The sequence below is a fragment of the Neorhizobium sp. SHOUNA12A genome (genome assembly GCF_023006505.1).
Lineage (GTDB): Bacteria > Pseudomonadota > Alphaproteobacteria > Rhizobiales > Rhizobiaceae > Neorhizobium.
The window spans coordinates 26,175-42,570 of the sequence record NZ_JALBGV010000054.1 but is presented as its reverse complement, the minus strand read 5'-3'; the positions used below and the strand labels follow the sequence as shown (position 1 = coordinate 42,570).

Here is a 16,396-nt window from a genome sequence, read left to right as displayed (position 1 = left end):
GCCCGGTTGCGCCTTCGCGCCGCGCTGCGCCCAGGTTTCCGATCTCTGCCGCGCGGAGGTACCGGCCTTGATGCCGATCGGCGGGGCCGGCAGCGTCGCTTGTGTGCAATATGCCTGAACACCAAAGATGACGAGAGACGATAACAAGGCAGGGAGGGCGTCCGTGCAATCGCGCGCGGAACGGGACATGACGCATATCACATTGATCAATCCGAACACGTCCCAGGCGACGACGGTTATGATGACCGAGATCGCCCGGAAATACCTGCCGGAAAAATTCTCGGTGGAGGGGGTCACCGCCACGAGAGGAGTATCGATGATCCTGAATGGCGAGGAGCTTGCTGCAGCGGCCGGCGGCGTCGTCGAAATGGGATTGGCCGCGGCGGGAATGAGCGACGGGTTGATCGTCAGTGCATTCGGTGATCCGGGACTCGAACGCCTGAAAGCCCTGTCCGGCCTGCCGGTCGTCGGCATCTGCGAGGCGAGCATGCACGAGGCCTCCGCCGGAGGCCGGCGTTTCGGCATCGCGACCGTCACTCCCGACCTCGTGGCGAGTTTCGCCGCCAAGGCTGAAACGCTGGGCCTTGCCCACCTCTTTGCCGGGACACGGCTGACCAGCGGCGATCCGCTGGTTCTTGCATCCGACCCCGCGCGTTTACACGCGGCTCTTGAGATCGCGGTTCGGGAATGTTTCGAAAGGGACGGCGCTGAAGCCGTCATTATCGGCGGCGGCCCGCTGGGCCAGGCGGCGGACGATCTTCAGCAGGCTCTCTCGTCACCGGTGATTGCGCCGATCCGCTCCGCTGTCGAACTGTTGCTTTCCCGGATCGCCCATCCTCCCGAAGCCGGAGCGAGGGCGAAATGATCAGGGCGTCTCCTGAACAACGCCATGGAGGTGCCGTTTTTTCTGTTGCAAGTCGCGGCGCCCCGCCGGAAGGTCCGCCCGCTGATGTCTTGGCGGAGTTTCCTATGCCGAAGGATAAATCATTCCTGTATCGGGTCAGGCAAGCCCTGCCCGAACTGCGGCCCGCCGAAAAGCGCGTGGGAGAATTCGTCTGTGATTTTCCCGGCGAGCTTGCCAGCTATTCGGCGCAGGAGCTTGCAGCGCTGGCGCATGTCTCCAAGGCCACGGTGACACGTTTCATCCAGCGCCTCGGTTACGAAAACTACGAGGAAGCCCGCCGGCATGCCCGGGCCGAAAAACAGACCGGCTCCCGGCTCTTCCTGACGACCGCTGCCGACGCCGCGGCGGCCCAATCGATGCAGGCGCATGTCGCCCAGGGGGTCGCCAATCTTGAAGCAACGTTCCTTTCCATTTCCGAGGGCCAGATCGAGGCTGTGACGGACGCAATGATTGCGGCCAGGAAGGTCTGGGTGCTTGGTTTCCGGAGCAGCCACCCCTTTGCCTCCTACCTGCAATGGCAGTTGACGCAGGTCATCGAGGATATCGTCGCAATCCCCGGCGCGGGGCAGACGCTTGGAGAACACCTTGTCAGTTTGCGCGAAGACGACGTCGTGGTGTTCTTTGCCATGCGCCGGAGGATCGCGCAGGTGGACGCCATTCTGGCCCAGCTTCGGCGGTCTAAAGCGAAGCTCCTCTATATCACCGACGAGGGCGCCGCGTTCGAGACGTCGGCAACCTGGCATTTCCAATGCCAAACCCTGGCGCCCGGCCCGCTCTTCAACCATACGGCAGTCATGGCCCTCTGCCATCTGCTCATCACCCGGTGCCTGGAAAAGGCAGGCGTCGAGGGAAGAAAGCGCCTCCGCCACATCGAGACGCTGAATGAAGGGCTCGACGAACTCTGACGGGATCGACGCCGACGCTATTGGGCGCCGGCCGACCCACCGTCAGTTTATGCGCTGCTCGCTCTGCGGGTCGAAGAGATGCACCTTTCGGGAATCAAACTCCACGCGAAGAACATCCCCCGGCCGCGTCGTGACCCGCTCGCGGAATACCCCGATGACCCGCTGGCCGGCGACCTGGCCGACGACATGCGTTTCGGCGCCGGTTGGCTCGACGACCTCGACGATGAGGGGCTGGCCAGCTTCGCCGCCCATGCTCAGATTCTCCGGACGGATGCCGTAGACCACATGGCGCCCCTCGTTTTCCGACGACGGAGGCCCGGCGACCGGAAGCGCAATATCGCCGATCCAGACCCTCCCCTGCGCATAACGGCCGGACAGGAAATTCATGCCAGGCGAACCGATGAAGCCTGCCACGAAGAGGTTGGCGGGACGATCGTAGAGAGCCAGAGGCGAGCCGACCTGCTCGACGAAACCATCCCGCATAACGACGATCTTGTCGGCCATGGTCATGGCTTCGATCTGGTCATGTGTCACATAGATCATTGTGCTTCCGAGCCGCTGGTGCAGCGCCTTGATCTCGCCGCGCATGGTGACGCGCAACTTGGCATCCAGGTTGGACAAAGGCTCGTCGAACAGGAACACCTGCGGGTTACGCACGATTGCCCGTCCCATCGCGACACGCTGCCGCTGGCCGCCCGACAACTGCCGCGGATAACGCTCCAGCAGGGCCTCGAGATTAAGGATCTTTGCCGCCTTTTCGACCTTGGCGCGAATTTCCGGCTTTGCATCGCCGCGCAGCTGCAGGGAAAAGCCCATGTTCTGGGCGACCGTCATGTGCGGGTAAAGCGCATAACTCTGAAAGACCATGGCGATATCCCGGTCCTTCGGAGACATTTCGTTGACGACGGTCGAGCCGATATGGACCTGGCCGTCGCTGATTTCCTCCAGCCCGGCGATCATGCGCAGCAAAGTCGATTTCCCGCATCCGGACGGCCCGACCAGAACCACGAACTCGCCGTCGTCGATATCGACATTCACGCCGTGGATGACCTGGGTCTGGTTATAGACTTTTCTGACATCGCGCAGATTTACGTTTGCCATGTTTCCATTCCTCGTCTTGGGCGCCGGACCTTCCGGTCGAACGCTCCGATATTCGTCTTGCGCACCGGGCGGATCGCAAGACCATTGACGGTCATCCTTTGACGGCGCCGCCGAGCACGCCGCGCACGAAATATTTCTGCAGGCTGACGATCAGCACCAGCGGTACGATCACCGAGATGAAGGTCGCCGCGGTGAGCGTATTGAGGCCGCCCGCATTGGTCTGGGCAAGGCTCGCGACCTGCACCGTGAGTGGCGAGAGCGAACCGGATCCCAGGAAGATCAGCGGGATCAGCAGGTGGTTCCAGGCGATCATGAATTGCAGGATTGCCAGCGACGCGAGAACGGCACCCGACAGCGGCAGGATGATCTGGAAGAAGATACGCGGTTCGGAGGCGCCGTCGATGCGCGCCGCCTCCACGAGATCCGAGGGGATGCTGGAGAAGAAGCCGTAGAGGAGAAAGATCCCGAACGGCACCGTCAGGCCCATTTCGATGACCCAGACCGGTATGAACGTCCCCGTAAGGCCAACCGCGAGGAAGAACTTCAGCATCGGCACCAGGACGAGTTGGGGCGGCAATACCTGGAAACCGACCATGGCAAGAAACAGCGCGATACGCCCGCGAAACCGCATGCGCGCCAGGGCAAAAGCGCCAATTGCCGAGAAGAGCACGGTCCCGAGCACGGTCGGAACCGTCAAGACGATCGAATTGACGACGCTGCGACCGACGCCGGTCAGGTACATCGCCTCGACATAGTTCGACAGCACCGGCCGCCATTCGACGAAGGCGTGCCACCAGCCCGTCTGGGAGGAGTCGCTTTCCGAGCGGAATGTCGTCACGAAGAGCGACAGGACGGGCGTGAACCAGACCACACAGAGAAGAAGGACAGCGCCATGGAGCGCGATCCGCTTCAACCGGCTTGCGAGCTTGGAGGTCGGCCGCACGGAAACGAGCGTGGCCCTGCGGCTTTCGATTGCGGACATCGTCACTCTCCTCCCTCCGACCTGATCTGCTTGATGTTCATGAAGATCACGGGAGACGCGAGGATGAGGAGCAGGATGGCGATGGCGCTGGCCGTTCCGAGATTCTGCTTCACGAAGAGCTCCGAATACATCTTGTTGGCGATCACGTCGGTACCGAAGGACCCGTTGGTCATGACGTAGACGATGTCGAAGACCTTGAGGGAGAAGATCGCCTGGGTTGTCAGGACCACGAGGATCGTCGGCCAGAGCGAGGGAAGCGTCACGAAGCGGAAGACCGCCCACTCCCCAGCCCCGTCGATCTTGGCGGCCTCGACCAGTTCGCGCGGGATGTTCTTGACGCCCGCCGACAGAATGAGCGTCGCAACACCGATGCTCATCCACACGGCGACGAAGATCAGCGCATAGTTGTTGACGTTGCGGTCGATCAGCCAGGCGATCGGCATATTACCCGTGACAGCCGTCCAGATGGCGTTGAGCGTACCCGTCTGCGGCTGCATCGGCGGCTCATAAGTATACATCATCTTCCAGATGACGGCGCCGGCGACGAAGGACATCGCAGTTGGCAGGATCAGGAAGGTTCTCGCGACCCGCTCGTACTTGACCCGGTCCAGCATGATTGCGGCGGTCAGGGCAAGCACCGCCGTCAGCAGAGGAAAGACAACGATCCAGAGGACATTGTTGAACAGAACTGGGCGCATGGCGGTCCCGAATGCCCAGACGAAGTTTCTAAATCCGACCCAGTTGCTGCCGGTCGCGTCACGGAAACTGTAAACGATCGAAGCGACGAGGGGATAGGCTATGACCAGACCCACCAGAGCCAGGACCGGCGAGAGCCAAATCCACGGGCGGATGCTGCTCTGCGTCTTTTGCGGAAACCTCCTGATAGCCAGTTCGCCCGGCAGAATGATGACCAGAGCCACTGCGGGCAAGGAAAGGAGCCCCAGGATAAGTTGCAGAATCTGACTACTCATGGCGTTTATTCCATCCTGTGCCAGGAGCAGCCCGGCTGCTCCTGGAAATGATCGTCCGGCTTATCTCGCAGCGTCGATCGCCTGCAGCACGTTATCCAGGCTGTCGGGATCGAGCACGTATTGCACGACACCCTTCCACAACGCCTGGATTACCGGCGGATCGACAACCTGGGTCGGCTGGGCAACAAGCGTGACACCCGGCTTGAGCAGCGTCTCGCGAGCCCGCTTGAGCACGGGATTGGAATAGTCGCTCGGCTGAACCGCCTGGCTGGCAACGGTCCAGTTGCCGGCGGACGCCACGAGCTTCTGGGCTTCGTCCGATACGAGGTAAGACAAGAATGCCTTGACCTGCGGCGTGTCCCTGAATGCCAGGTAAAGCGTTCCGCCGAACGTCTCATAGGCCGCATTTTCCGGTTTGCCCGGCACCGGCATGAAATCCATATCTTCGATCGGCTTGACCTTGGGATAGATCAGATTGGTGAGGCTGCCGGCATATGTTCCCCAGAGAAGAACCGAACACTGCGGGGGATCGTAGAAAAGCCCCGCCCCGACTTTGACCGCAGGCGTCGACATGGCCGCGACCGGGCCACCGGGAACCATCTTGGGATCGTGGGCAATTTTACCGAACGCCTCGAACGCGGCCTTCACTTCCGGAGCGGTCCAGGAAATCGAGCCATCGCCAAGACCCTTGAGGGTTTTCTGGCCGGAGTTCTTCAGGATGTAGGCCTGGATCCAATTGCCGGCAAGCGCCCCCGAGGAAGCGCCCCGTTCGTCGGTATAGCACCAGGGCGTCTTGCCGGCGTTGGCGCGCTTGACGGCCCAGGCATCGAACTGCTCCCAGGTGGGGGCATCTTTCGGGCCGTCGTAGGTGTGGACATTGTACCAGACCATGAAGTTGTTGAGTTCGGTCCAAACCCCGTAGATCTTGCCGTTCAGGCTCGCGGCGTCGACGAGCCCGGGATCGAACTTCCCCTTGATGGCAGTTTCGCCGACCATCGCGCCGACATCCTTCAGAGCACCTTGCTTCGCATGGCGCACGAGGTTGTTGATGTTGGTAGACCCCGCGAGATCCGGTGGGTCACCTGCCTGGACGCGGGTCTGCAGCACTGCGGCAAAGTCGGTCGTTCCCGTATAATCGACGGCAATCCCGGTCGCCGCCTGGAAGGGAGCCCAGGCTGCCTTCAGCATCTCGAGTTCGCGACCGCCATTGACGCCGAGGATGGAGACCTTCCCTCCGATCTTCTGCCCACCCGTCAGTTTGGATGCATAGGCCTGGGCCGCGTCGATCAGAGGTTTGGGAAGTTCAACCGCCTGGGCATGCGCCAGTCTGTCGGGGGATGCCAGCGCCAGCGCCGTCACGAGACACGTGGACAGCAGTGTCGGCGCGCGCGCCTTTTCGATTTTTCGGGACACCATAATTCGTTTACCTCCTGTTTGAACGGTCCGTTCGTGGATTCTTACGTCTGGGCGCACGGCTGCTCTCCGCATCATTCCGGATGCTGAGAGAATTCGGTGGCGTGTTCAAATCTCCAGGGTGGCTCCAGCCGCCGTCTCACGTCTTCCGTGACTATGACGCTGCGCCTCTTGGCCTTGGAATATTCAGCGTAATCATCCTGTTCCCCTGTCGTGACCGCCACTTCCACCATGCGTATCGCCCCAGCAGGTTGATCCCGCTGCGAGATGCAAAGGCAATGTTCGGCCCGGCATTTATGACACCACACTCTGTTCAGCGGGGGCTCGAAGTCAAACAACTAACATTGCCCGAGGTATAACCTTTGGTCATACTGGGACCATAGCTGCCTCTCCCGCGACCGGACACGATGAACAAAAATCTGCACCGACTGGACCTTCGACAGCTCCGGCACTTCATAGCCGTCGTGCACACGGGTAGCTTCAGCATGGCGGCCGAGAACCTGCGGCTCACCCAGCCCGCCCTCAGCAAAAGCATTCGCAGCCTGGAGCAGGCGCTCGGCGTCCGGTTGCTCGACCGAGGCCCGACGGGAGTTCAGGTTACGCTGTTCGGGCAGCGACTTATCGGCTACAGCGAATTGCTGCTGTCTTTGGCCAACGAGGCCGTCGACGAAATAGACGCACTGCGGGGCGCACGTCGAGGTTCGCTTCGGATCGGAAGCATGGCGGCGGCTCTCAGACAAGTTATTCCCGATGCGTTGATCCGCTTTTCGGCCGCCCGTCCTGATGTTGCCCTCATGGTGCACGAAGGCACCAACGAAGTCCTCCTCCCCCAACTCTTCGCGGCCAAACTCGACGTCGTGTTGACGGTCAAGCCGAGTGATATCCTGAACGAGGATTTCGAGTGGAAGCTGGTTGCGAGGGAGCCGGTAAAAATCGTTGCGCATCAATCGCATCCGCTTGCACAACGCAAGAACCTGTCGGTCTCCGATCTTGCGGAATACAGCTGGGTTCTACCACCGTTGCCCGAGACCGACCGGCTACTGCTCGAATCGCTTTTTCGCAGCTCCGGCCTGCCGAAGCCTGTCGTGGCCGTGGAAACGACGTCGATCAATTTTCTGACGTCGATGATCTCTCGCACCCATCATCTGGCGTATTTGACGCGAGCGAACCTTCAGGGAAGCGGATTGGGATTGGTCGCTCTCGACTTCAACGAGATTTCCCTCACACGCGATATCTACGCGGTCTTTCGCCGCAAAGGGGAAGTCCGCCCGACCGTTTCGGTGCTTCTGAGAGAAATTGAACGGGCCAGCGGCATCGGTGAAACCCCTCCTGTGGCATAGCTGCCCTATGAAGATCAGTTATACCTACGCCAGCCGAAGTTATTTTATTCGTTGAACGCGCTCATGTACCTCTTGGGATGCTCGCCGCCAGCACATCTTGAGCGGCGAACCAACACCAAACATGCCGCAGGGCATCTCGCGTCGTTCGGGCAACCGTTCGGCCGCGGCGATGGCATGCCCCAAACCGAGCGGCGTGCGGCGCGTTCAAACGGAGCGACCCCTATCCATGACCGATTTTCTCTCCACGCCCGGCGGCTACAGATTTGCTCTCAATCCTATCCAGTGGTTCGCCACGGCGGACGGCTGGCTCGATCCGACCAAGGGACCGACACCACAGGAGCTGCTGAAGGAAATCTCGCGGTCCGGCTTTGATGCAGTGCATGCGCAGGTTCCAGCCGGATGGACGATCGGGGAATACAGGAGCGCCTTGCAGAATGCAGGCCTGAAGCCGGCCCCGGGTTACCTGTCGATGGCGCTGCCGGAACACGGCGTCGAGATAGAAGCGGCGCTGGAGACGGCCCGCACGAGCGCCGCTCAACAGGCCGAGCTCGGCCTGACCGACATGTTCATCGCTACCCGGATGACCAAGGATGCGCCGCGGGTCATGCGTCCCGGCGTCGGTGCGGAATTCGACGAAGCCAGGTTCGCGATGATATTCGATCTCGTCGATCGGGCCTCGGCTATCCTGAGCGAAGAAGGCGTCAAGGCGGCGCTCCACCCGCATATCGGCACCTGGATCGAGACAGAAACCGAAACCCGCCGCCTCCTCGACAATATCAGCGCGAAGCAGCTCGGCTTCGGTCCCGATACGGGCCATCTCTCATGGGCAGGCGCCGATGTCATCGGCCTTATCAGGGATTATCGGGACCGGACCCGGGTTATGCACGTCAAGGACTGCCGGCTGCAGGTGCGTGATGCTGCCAAGGCCGCCGGCAAGACCTATCAGGAGACGGTGGTTTCCGGTCTCTGGGCTGAACCCGGTTCGGGTGAACTCGATCTTGGCGGCATGCTTGCAGCCCTTGGCAGTGACTTCGACGGCTGGCTGATCGCCGAGGTCGATTTCCCGACACTGCCGCCCTTCGAATGCGCGAAGGCGAGCGCCGAATGGCTCTCGAAATTGCGGCGGCCCTCGCATTAGGGACCACGCCCGGCGGCAAACGAAGCTTTCGAGACCCATCAGGGCCCGAACACCTTAACGCCGCCTTCCAGGACACTTATTTGCCGCGCAGGATACCGAGAAGCGATGTCTCAAGCCACTTATGATGCACTGGTCGTCGGGTCCGGCGCGGCCGGGTCTTTTGCGGCCAAAGAACTCACCGCCCAAGGCCTGTCCGTCCTTATTCTCGAGGCGGGGCCCGCGGTCGGCCCAAAGGACTTCGACCCGGCGCGCAAGACGGCGGTTCAAAAGGACATCAAAATCTGGGATCGGGCAATGGCCACCGCCAACGGGCAGGCCGTCCAGGCGCGGGCCGTCTTCTTCAAGGAGTGGATGAGCCACCTCTTTGTCAACGATCGCAAAAACCCCTACACGACGCCGGCGGATGCGCCGTTCCTGTGGATCCGAGGGCGCCAGGCCGGCGGCAGGCTGCACACGTTCGGCCGGGTTCTGGTGCGCTGGAGCGACGATGATTTCAGGCTGCACACCCGCACCGGCGAAGGCGTCGACTGGCCCCTGTCATACGATGAGATCGCCCCCTTTTATTCCGAGGTCGAATCCTATCTCGGTCTCTATGGCCAGGAGGATCGTGTTTCGACGATGCCCGATGGCGTCTATGCCAATCGCTCCAACCTGACGCCGGCGGAAGAAGCGTTCAAGGCCTCCGTCGAAGGACGCTGGCCCAAGCGGCGCATCGTCTCCTGGCGTTATGTCGCTCCGGAAGCGAAGCGTGTTCCCCGCGCCCTTCGGGATGCGCAGGCAAGCGGCCGGCTGACCATTCGCTACAACGCGGTAGTTCGCCGTATCACCACGGACGACAAAACCGGCTTGGCGACCGGCGCGGAGGTGACGGACGGCGTGACCGGCAAAACCGAGAAGGTGCACGCCTCCAACGTCATCGTCTGCGCCTCGCCGATCGAAAGCATCAGGCTGCTCTTGAATTCCGCGTCAGCCGGACATCCCGCCGGTCTCGGCAACAGTTCGGGGACGTTGGGCCGCTACTTCATGGATCAACTGCCGTGTTTGGCTGTCGGAGCCTTCCCCCCGGTTCCAGGCTGGACGAAGGACGAGTCTGCTCCGCCGGATCCATTCTATGCCGCATCCGGCGGCATCTTCATCCCGCGCTTCGAAGGCTTCGACAGCGGCGAGAAGAGAAGCGACTTCGCCTATCAGGGGACCGTCGGCAGAGGACCTGTCGCCGGCGGTATTCCCGGCCGCATGGCGTTCTTCGGCTATGGGCAGATGCTGCCGCATGCCGACAATCGCGTTACACTTGCCCCGAACAAGACGGACGCGTGGAAAATACCGGTTCCCCATATCCGATGCGTCATGGGTTCAGGGGAGCGTGACCTGCTCAGGCGGCAGGAACACACACTGATCGAGATCGTCGAGCAGGCCGGTGGCGAGCTGGAATTCATCGGCTCCCCCCTCGGCCTCAAGGAAATGGGCAAAGGCGCCTATCCCAACGCCGATGCCCTTAGCCGCTTTCTCTTCCGAAGGATGTTCCACAGAAGCATGTCGATGGGCGCCGCCATCCATGAAAGCGGCGGCGTGCGTATGGGAACATCAGCTGAAACATCGGTTCTGAATTCCTGGAACCAGAGCTGGGACGTTCCCAACCTGTTCGTCACCGATGCCAGCGCCTTCCCCACGAGCGGGGTCGCCGGTACGACGCTGACGGTGATGGCGCTGTCGGTCCGCGCCTGCCGACGACTTGCACAACAGGCTTCGGTCCGGCCTCCGCGAAAATCGCCGGGATGAGAGGAGACCTTCCACAGAGCTGTCTGCGCGTTGCGCTGTGGTCCACCGAGACGAAATAAAATCCCATTTTCCGCAGGTTATTTAAGATGCGGCCGGCATGCCGCGTCCAGGACAAAGTGCTAGGCTGGCGACGACCGAAGTTCCAAACCCATGAACAAGGACACGCTATGTCGGCCGACCCCCTCGCCACTCCTCCACAGCGCAAAACAGCAACCGATTTCCTGCGCCGCCGTTACGGGAAAGACCAGCCGGCAAAGACTGTGGAATGGAACGACGCTCTTGAGGCTATTCTTTCGCACCGCTCCGTCCGCAACTACCTGCCAAAGCCTGTGCCGGAAGGCATTCTGCAATTGGCTGTCGCCGCAGCGCAATCGGCCCCGACATCCTCCAGTTTGCAAGCGTGGAGTGTTGTCGCGGTCGAGGAGCCGGAACGCCGGGCAAGGCTTGCCGAACTTGCTTCCCCCAACCCGCAGATTCTCTCCGCGCCGCTTTTCCTCGTCTGGTTAGCCGACCTGTCTCGGCTCCGGAAAATCGCCGCCGAGCACGGCAAGACTGGCGAAGGCCTCGACTATATGGAAAGTTTCCTGCTGGGCGCGATTGACGCGTCGCTCGCCGCTCAGAATGCACTCACGGCGCTGGAATCGCTCGGTCTTGGGACCTGCTATATTGGCGGCATCCGCAATCACCCCGCCGAAGTGGGTGAAGTCCTTGGTCTTCCGCCGGAGGTCTTTGCGGTATTTGGCATGACGGTCGGATACCCCGATCCCGCCGTCCAGACCGACGTTAAGCCGCGTCTGCCGCAATCACTGGTCCTGCACCGCGAGCATTATCAGGCGAGACCTTCCGACGCGGATCTCACTGCCTATGACGATACGATGCGCACCTTCCAAACCAGGCAAGCCATGGCTGTCCGAGGCTGGACGACTGTCATCGCCAACCGCATCGCCGACGCCGCGGCGCTGAAGGGTCGGCATGCGCTTCTCGACGTCGTGCGGCACATGGGGTTCAAGGTGAAGTAACAAAAAGGCGGCAGGCGCGATATAAAATGCCGCTTGTCATTTGCGCCACTGGTTGAAACACTGGTCATCAGCCTCTTGGTTCCAAGAAGGATGATCGTTCAGGTTTCGACTATCTTGGACGAGCCATCGGCTACAGAAGGAGAGCGCCGGAAAATCCCGGCGCTCGAGTTTCAATCCTGGCTGTTTATCGACCGCGCACCGCGCCATCGTAATAGTCGCCGCTGTCGATCATGGGAGACGCAGGATCATTGAGACGCTGATCACGCTTCAACAGCGGGTAGCCGTAACGGGTGACCGAGGGGATGCCCGGTGAATCCGTCGTGACCGCCAGATTGTCGCGGTCGCGAGAGGCGCCCTCGTAATAATCGCCTTCCTGCGCAAAGGCATTGCCGCCTGCAAAAGTGGATACCACCAGGGTGGCGAGGACGGTGGAGATGACAGAGTTTTTCATGATCGTTGTTCCTTGTTTAGCCTGATCGGCTTCTGGTGCGACCCAGCCGATCGATGTCTTGAATGAACTGTCTGGATGCTTGCTTCCGGAGTCTACTGCCGTTCGTCGCCGGCAAGCCGGTTGTCGCGACGGGTTGGGGCGCGGACCTGCGCCACGTCGCGTGCGACATCGGCTTTTGTCTCGGCTTTGGCGGCATCCACCGGAGTGGCGAACGAAACCTCGTTTCCGGAAGCGGACTGATGGCCGTCATAGGCCAGGACATGTCCGGCAAACGAAGCCATGCAGGCCGCGGCGACGAGGAAGGCAATCTTCTCTATAGGCACAGTCATTTCTCACTCCATTATTTGGCGAAACCCGCTTCTGCGGACGTCGTGTTTGATTTTAAGTCTGGCGAGACAGCAGTCGCCGTCATCGATTTTCCGAATGACTGGAGGATCTCCTCTCGGCCCGCTGAACGGTATTGCCGAAGCTCTCCTTGAGCTCTTCATCCTTCGGAAACGAAAGCAGGCATGAGGATCTGCCCACCGGCTTGAAGCGTTTGTGAGCGTGGGCCTCTGCCTATCGGTCGAGTGCTGCCGGGAACGGGCAATCTCGGCCAGCCGGACTGTGTCTCCACCGTCTTTCGTGATGAGACTTTCTCTCGAACCCGTCATCGCCTCGCCAGCGCGGCGTTAAATTTCCGTAAAAAATCGCGGTGAACAGGAAAACAATGAAGAGAATCTCAATACTTCGAATCTCTCGCCCTAACGAAGGTACAAAAGCCAACAGAATCGAATATCGCGACGAGCAAACAGCCAGCCTTGCGAAGACTGACCGGGGAAATCTCAACATCTGAGCGTTTGGGGGAGAATCTGATCTGGCTGAAATCGCGAATTTCATCGCAGCATTCAGGCCCGTAAAAGCCTGGCTCGGCAGCAAACGTTTATCTGAACGAGGCCTGCGGTTTTGATTAATCCACGAGACAATCTGAGTTGATGTCGGTCCCGGTTTTACGGATATGCGCTATGCAGGCTAATCGCCCTTGCTGCCTCCCGCCAAAAGCTGCGCCGGACGACAATCGGGCGGCGCGCGGAAACATGACGATTGGACGTGATCGCGTCGAACGCCATCGGGACTTCCGTGCGTTCGCGTTGCGTCACGCCTTCGGCAACGGTCTGTTCGCCGGTGCGCGCTATCAGCAGATAGGGATGTCGGTGATGCGCCAGCTTGCTGATCAGCCGCCGGCGTTTCGCCATCGCCTCCGCCAATTCCTGCATCTTCGGAACCGTGTGCAGGATATGGCGCGCCACCCGGGCTGCAGCACTGTCTTCAAAATGGAACCGAGGCAGCCGCTTGATCTTTCCGACGCTGAATCCTGCGTCTTCGTGGACGGACACGATGTCGTTCAGTCCGTCAGGCATCCACCCCAGGCCGAACATTTCCTTCTCCTCCTGGCGAAGAAAAGGAGGCACGTCGGCGTCGTAGACATAGTGGCAATCCATCAGGAGTCCGCCGGGCCTCAGGCATCGCGCCACCATCCGGTAGAGATCCAGCGGCCGGTCGAAAAAGGCGGCGCTTCCTCCGCATATGATGACGTCCGCCTCCGAGATGAGGTCGGGAAGCGCGACCGTGTCGGTGCGGGAAAATACCGCTGTCGAATCCTCCAGCCGCGCCACCTCGCGCGCGACCTCGATTATCGCCGGATTTTCGTCCACGCCGATCACTTCGACTTGCGGAAAAGCCAGTGCAACCCTCCGGCTGATCCAGCCGGTATTGCAGCCGAAGTCGACGATCTTGCGCGAACCGCTGGGGATGGCGGCAAGTATCGCCTCCATCATTGCTTCGCCGCCAGGCGGCACGTTCTTCTGCTTCAGCGCTGCGACGATCGAGAAATAGTAGTCCTGGGAAGAGAGGGTCTTCATGGTTGACACACCTTGCAATCGTGGCTCTTGGAAACGGGATGCAGCGAGGCGTGGCCCGTGGCTGGAGCAAAGAGCCAGCGATGGCCGCGCAATGAACTGCGGTGGGTAAGGCGTTCGATGGCGATCTGCGAAACCGCAAAGCAGGCAATCAGCGCGTTGTCGGCCGGCGACGGCGGCGCTACGACCCCCGTGTCGACCGATGCCGGCAATGTCGAGCAACAGAAGGGGCAGGCGTCATCCGGCAGCGCCACCAGCGGCCCGGCGACACAAAACGGGCCGAGTTGGCCGACATGCAGGTAAGGTGGAGGCACTGGCGCCGTCGCGTGATATTCCGCCAGGAACTGGCGGGCCAGGGAAACATCGTCCTCTGCAAGTATCAGGAACGGTTTACGCGTACGGGCCAAGGTAAGCCGGGCAGCTTCCGCTCCATCGGCGAACTGGGTCATGATCGCGACGGCGGCAGAAAAGCGGGAGGCGAGATAGGTTGCCAACCGGTCGCTCTTTAGTCGACCGGTATCCTCCGCTGTCGCCCGGCTTCTTCGGTTTTGGCTGCTCTCTTCGATGCGGTCGCCATCCACGAGGAAGAAATTGCGAGCCCCGAGTGCCGCAAGCTGGGAGGCGATCTGGGAGCCGAGGCCTCCACATCCGACAATTACGAAATCCGTGTCGTGAATGACAACAAAGAGATCGGCATGATATTCGAAGGCTTTCATGATCGTTTACCTTTGATCCAGTCGAGGACTGCTGCGAATTCACAGAACGGCGCTCACCCGTCACGCATGCGCCATCACGGTCGAACCTGACGTTCCCGCCAGCACGACATCTTTAATGGAAAGCGCATCGGGGGGTCGGATGGTGGCTTTGCGGATCGTATGGAGCCGGCCATCATACCAGAGGCTGAGACCATCGCCGCTGCTCTGCAGCATCGGCCGGCCCATCCTTGGGTCGATCGGCTGCTCTCCCCGCAGAATCACCTGCCCGAGATCCCAGGCCTGACGATCCACGACGCACCGGCGCTGGGCGTAATAAGCCTGGCGCCGGGCCACCGGCTCCCGTTCCAGGAGCCGGTCGACGAGCGCCAAGATTGCGGCGCCCCAGGAAGGAATGACGGCGATGTCCCGGAGGTCGAGAAGAACATCGCCGCCCAGACGCTCGATCCCCTCGCGGGCGATATCGATGAGCGGTATCAGGCGGGCAGCATACGCAATAACAAAAGCTGCTTCCCGCGCGCGGTGCTCAGGCGGTGCTCTGAAAGGCAAGCATGCGATGCGAACGGCACACTCCCAGGGAATGGCGTAGGCCATATGCAGGATGCTTTCGAGCGTCTGTAAACTATGTGTGCATGGCGAGACGTAGTGGAGCTCGGCGGGCAGCGATAACGGCGCAGCCGCAGTGTATAGCCGCAGCAGGACATGCCCCGCTTCGCGCAGAAGCTCCGCGGCGGTGGCGGGATAGTCTTCGGCGTCCAGTCTTTCCTGCGACAGGACCACGACGGCACTCCCCGGCAGATCCCCGGAGCTGGAGACCGAGCTTATCGCACCGCGCCGGGTGCCGATATAAAGGGTATGAAGGCCTGCAGTCAGCCGTTGGTAGCTGCCGGGATCGACGGTCGAGATCAAGGTAATGGCCTCGGCGAGATGATCGGCGATCCGGTCGATATCGCGGTCGCTCGTCTGGGCATGTTCGAGGCCGGAATCGGCCGGCAGGCAACGGGCGATGCGCTTGCCCAGGGTGCGGCTCGCTTCCTGACTGTCGATCAGAACAAGACCGATACCGCAGGCAAGTCGGCGCACCGGATGGCGCTCGAGCGCAAGGTCCTCGGCCACAAGACGAGGCTGCAGGTTGTCGTCCACAACCTCGGAACTGGCGCCATCAACGTAGCTTTCCAGCGCCCGCTGAAGCTCATCCATCCAGGCAGCCAGAGCCGGAGACCGGTAAGGATCGCTTCGCACAGGCAGGAAGGCTGGAGTGGGTAGGAAAGCGTCGGCATCATGATATCCGCCATCGGACAGGCCCGGGAAATAGGCGGCCAGGGCCTCTACTCTTTCAACGCTCTCCGGCAGTTCGGAAGCGGCCGCAAGAATTCGGGCATAACGAGGTCGCTGTTTCAGCATATTGCCCGTTGCAGCCGCATTCACGAAACCGGACCTCGAAAAGAGCGGATTACGCTGGAGCAAGGCTCTGGCCTGATCCGCCAACTGCTCGATTTGATAAGCAGACATCTTAAGCTCTCCTCACCCCGGACGCTTTCAAACCTCGTCATGAGGCGCGCCACTCCAGGGAAGATCAGTTGCCGCCGGAACCGGCCGCATCGACGGCCATCCGGCTTGAAACCACGATCTCGTCTGGTCTTTCGATAAGAGGAGCTTCTTGCCGACCCGTCATCGGCACGCCAGCACTGCGTTAAACTTCCGTTAAAAGGACGTTTCGCCGACAAAAAAGCCCCCATTTCAGGGGGCTTCAATTCTGGTGATCCTTGCCGAGAGCCGGTG

15 protein-coding genes are annotated in these 16,396 nt (G+C 61.0%); 6 read left to right on the top strand and 9 right to left on the bottom strand.

Annotated features, from left to right (window positions below; translation table 11 throughout):
- Positions 1 to 187: 187 nt before the first annotated feature.
- Positions 188 to 865 (top strand): aspartate/glutamate racemase family protein, encoded by a 678-nt coding sequence (locus tag MOV63_RS21700; RefSeq protein WP_247036719.1) that lies wholly within the window; start codon positions 188 to 190, stop codon positions 863 to 865.
- A gap of 104 nt (positions 866 to 969) precedes the next feature.
- Positions 970 to 1,809 carry a MurR/RpiR family transcriptional regulator gene (locus MOV63_RS21695; protein WP_040124587.1) on the top strand — a complete coding sequence of 280 codons (840 nt, stop codon included), beginning with the start codon at positions 970 to 972 and terminating at the stop codon, positions 1,807 to 1,809.
- Between the two features lie 42 nt (positions 1,810 to 1,851).
- Here MOV63_RS21695 and MOV63_RS21690 read toward each other — a convergent pair whose 3' ends face one another.
- The 4 genes from MOV63_RS21690 to MOV63_RS21675 form a co-directional block, all read right to left on the bottom strand.
- Positions 1,852 to 2,910, bottom strand: a complete 1,059-nt coding sequence (locus MOV63_RS21690) for an ABC transporter ATP-binding protein (protein ID WP_247036718.1) — start codon at positions 2,908 to 2,910, stop codon at positions 1,852 to 1,854.
- A 91-nt stretch (positions 2,911 to 3,001) separates the two neighbouring features.
- Positions 3,002 to 3,892 (bottom strand): carbohydrate ABC transporter permease, encoded by an 891-nt coding sequence (locus tag MOV63_RS21685; RefSeq protein WP_247036716.1) that lies wholly within the window; start codon positions 3,890 to 3,892, stop codon positions 3,002 to 3,004.
- A 2-nt stretch (positions 3,893 to 3,894) separates the two neighbouring features.
- The gene (locus tag MOV63_RS21680) at positions 3,895 to 4,863 is read right to left on the bottom strand and encodes a carbohydrate ABC transporter permease (protein WP_247036713.1); all 969 of its coding nucleotides are present in this window, start codon (positions 4,861 to 4,863) and stop codon (positions 3,895 to 3,897) included.
- A 60-nt stretch (positions 4,864 to 4,923) separates the two neighbouring features.
- Positions 4,924 to 6,279 carry an ABC transporter substrate-binding protein gene (locus MOV63_RS21675; RefSeq protein ID WP_247036712.1) on the bottom strand — a complete coding sequence of 452 codons (1,356 nt, stop codon included), beginning with the start codon at positions 6,277 to 6,279 and terminating at the stop codon, positions 4,924 to 4,926.
- A 404-nt stretch (positions 6,280 to 6,683) separates the two neighbouring features.
- Between MOV63_RS21675 and MOV63_RS21670 the strand changes: the two genes are divergently transcribed.
- The 4 genes from MOV63_RS21670 (at position 6,684) to MOV63_RS21655 (ending at position 11,552) form a co-directional block, all read left to right on the top strand.
- On the top strand, positions 6,684 to 7,616 hold the full coding sequence (locus MOV63_RS21670) for a LysR family transcriptional regulator (RefSeq protein ID WP_247036711.1): 933 nt from the start codon (positions 6,684 to 6,686) through the stop codon (positions 7,614 to 7,616).
- A gap of 226 nt (positions 7,617 to 7,842) precedes the next feature.
- On the top strand, positions 7,843 to 8,754 hold the full coding sequence (locus MOV63_RS21665) for a sugar phosphate isomerase/epimerase (protein ID WP_247036710.1): 912 nt from the start codon (positions 7,843 to 7,845) through the stop codon (positions 8,752 to 8,754).
- Positions 8,755 to 8,859: 105 nt separating this feature from the next.
- A complete protein-coding gene (locus MOV63_RS21660; RefSeq protein ID WP_247036709.1) occupies positions 8,860 to 10,533 on the top strand; it encodes a GMC oxidoreductase in 1,674 nt (557 codons plus the stop codon).
- Between the two features lie 167 nt (positions 10,534 to 10,700).
- Positions 10,701 to 11,552 carry an NADPH-dependent oxidoreductase gene (locus MOV63_RS21655; RefSeq protein ID WP_247036708.1) on the top strand — a complete coding sequence of 284 codons (852 nt, stop codon included), beginning with the start codon at positions 10,701 to 10,703 and terminating at the stop codon, positions 11,550 to 11,552.
- 184 nt (positions 11,553 to 11,736) lie between these two features.
- On the opposite strand, the gene MOV63_RS21650 is transcribed toward MOV63_RS21655, so the two are convergent.
- The 5 genes from MOV63_RS21650 to MOV63_RS21630 form a co-directional block, all read right to left on the bottom strand.
- Positions 11,737 to 12,003 (bottom strand): hypothetical protein, encoded by a 267-nt coding sequence (locus MOV63_RS21650; RefSeq protein ID WP_247036707.1) that lies wholly within the window; start codon positions 12,001 to 12,003, stop codon positions 11,737 to 11,739.
- Positions 12,004 to 12,095: 92 nt separating this feature from the next.
- Positions 12,096 to 12,332 carry a hypothetical protein gene (locus tag MOV63_RS21645; RefSeq protein ID WP_247036704.1) on the bottom strand — a complete coding sequence of 79 codons (237 nt, stop codon included), beginning with the start codon at positions 12,330 to 12,332 and terminating at the stop codon, positions 12,096 to 12,098.
- A 660-nt stretch (positions 12,333 to 12,992) separates the two neighbouring features.
- Positions 12,993 to 13,904, bottom strand: coding sequence for a bifunctional 2-polyprenyl-6-hydroxyphenol methylase/3-demethylubiquinol 3-O-methyltransferase UbiG (locus tag MOV63_RS21640; RefSeq protein WP_247036701.1), 912 nt, complete (start codon positions 13,902 to 13,904; stop codon positions 12,993 to 12,995).
- A complete protein-coding gene (locus tag MOV63_RS21635) occupies positions 13,901 to 14,617 on the bottom strand; it encodes a ThiF family adenylyltransferase (RefSeq protein ID WP_247036699.1) in 717 nt (238 codons plus the stop codon). The genes MOV63_RS21640 and MOV63_RS21635 overlap by 4 nt, the downstream gene beginning before the upstream one ends.
- Before the next feature lie 60 nt (positions 14,618 to 14,677).
- Complete coding sequence (locus MOV63_RS21630) at positions 14,678 to 16,042, bottom strand: aKG-HExxH-type peptide beta-hydroxylase (RefSeq protein ID WP_247036697.1); 1,365 nt, start codon at positions 16,040 to 16,042, stop codon at positions 14,678 to 14,680.
- Positions 16,043 to 16,396: the final 354 nt, after the last annotated feature.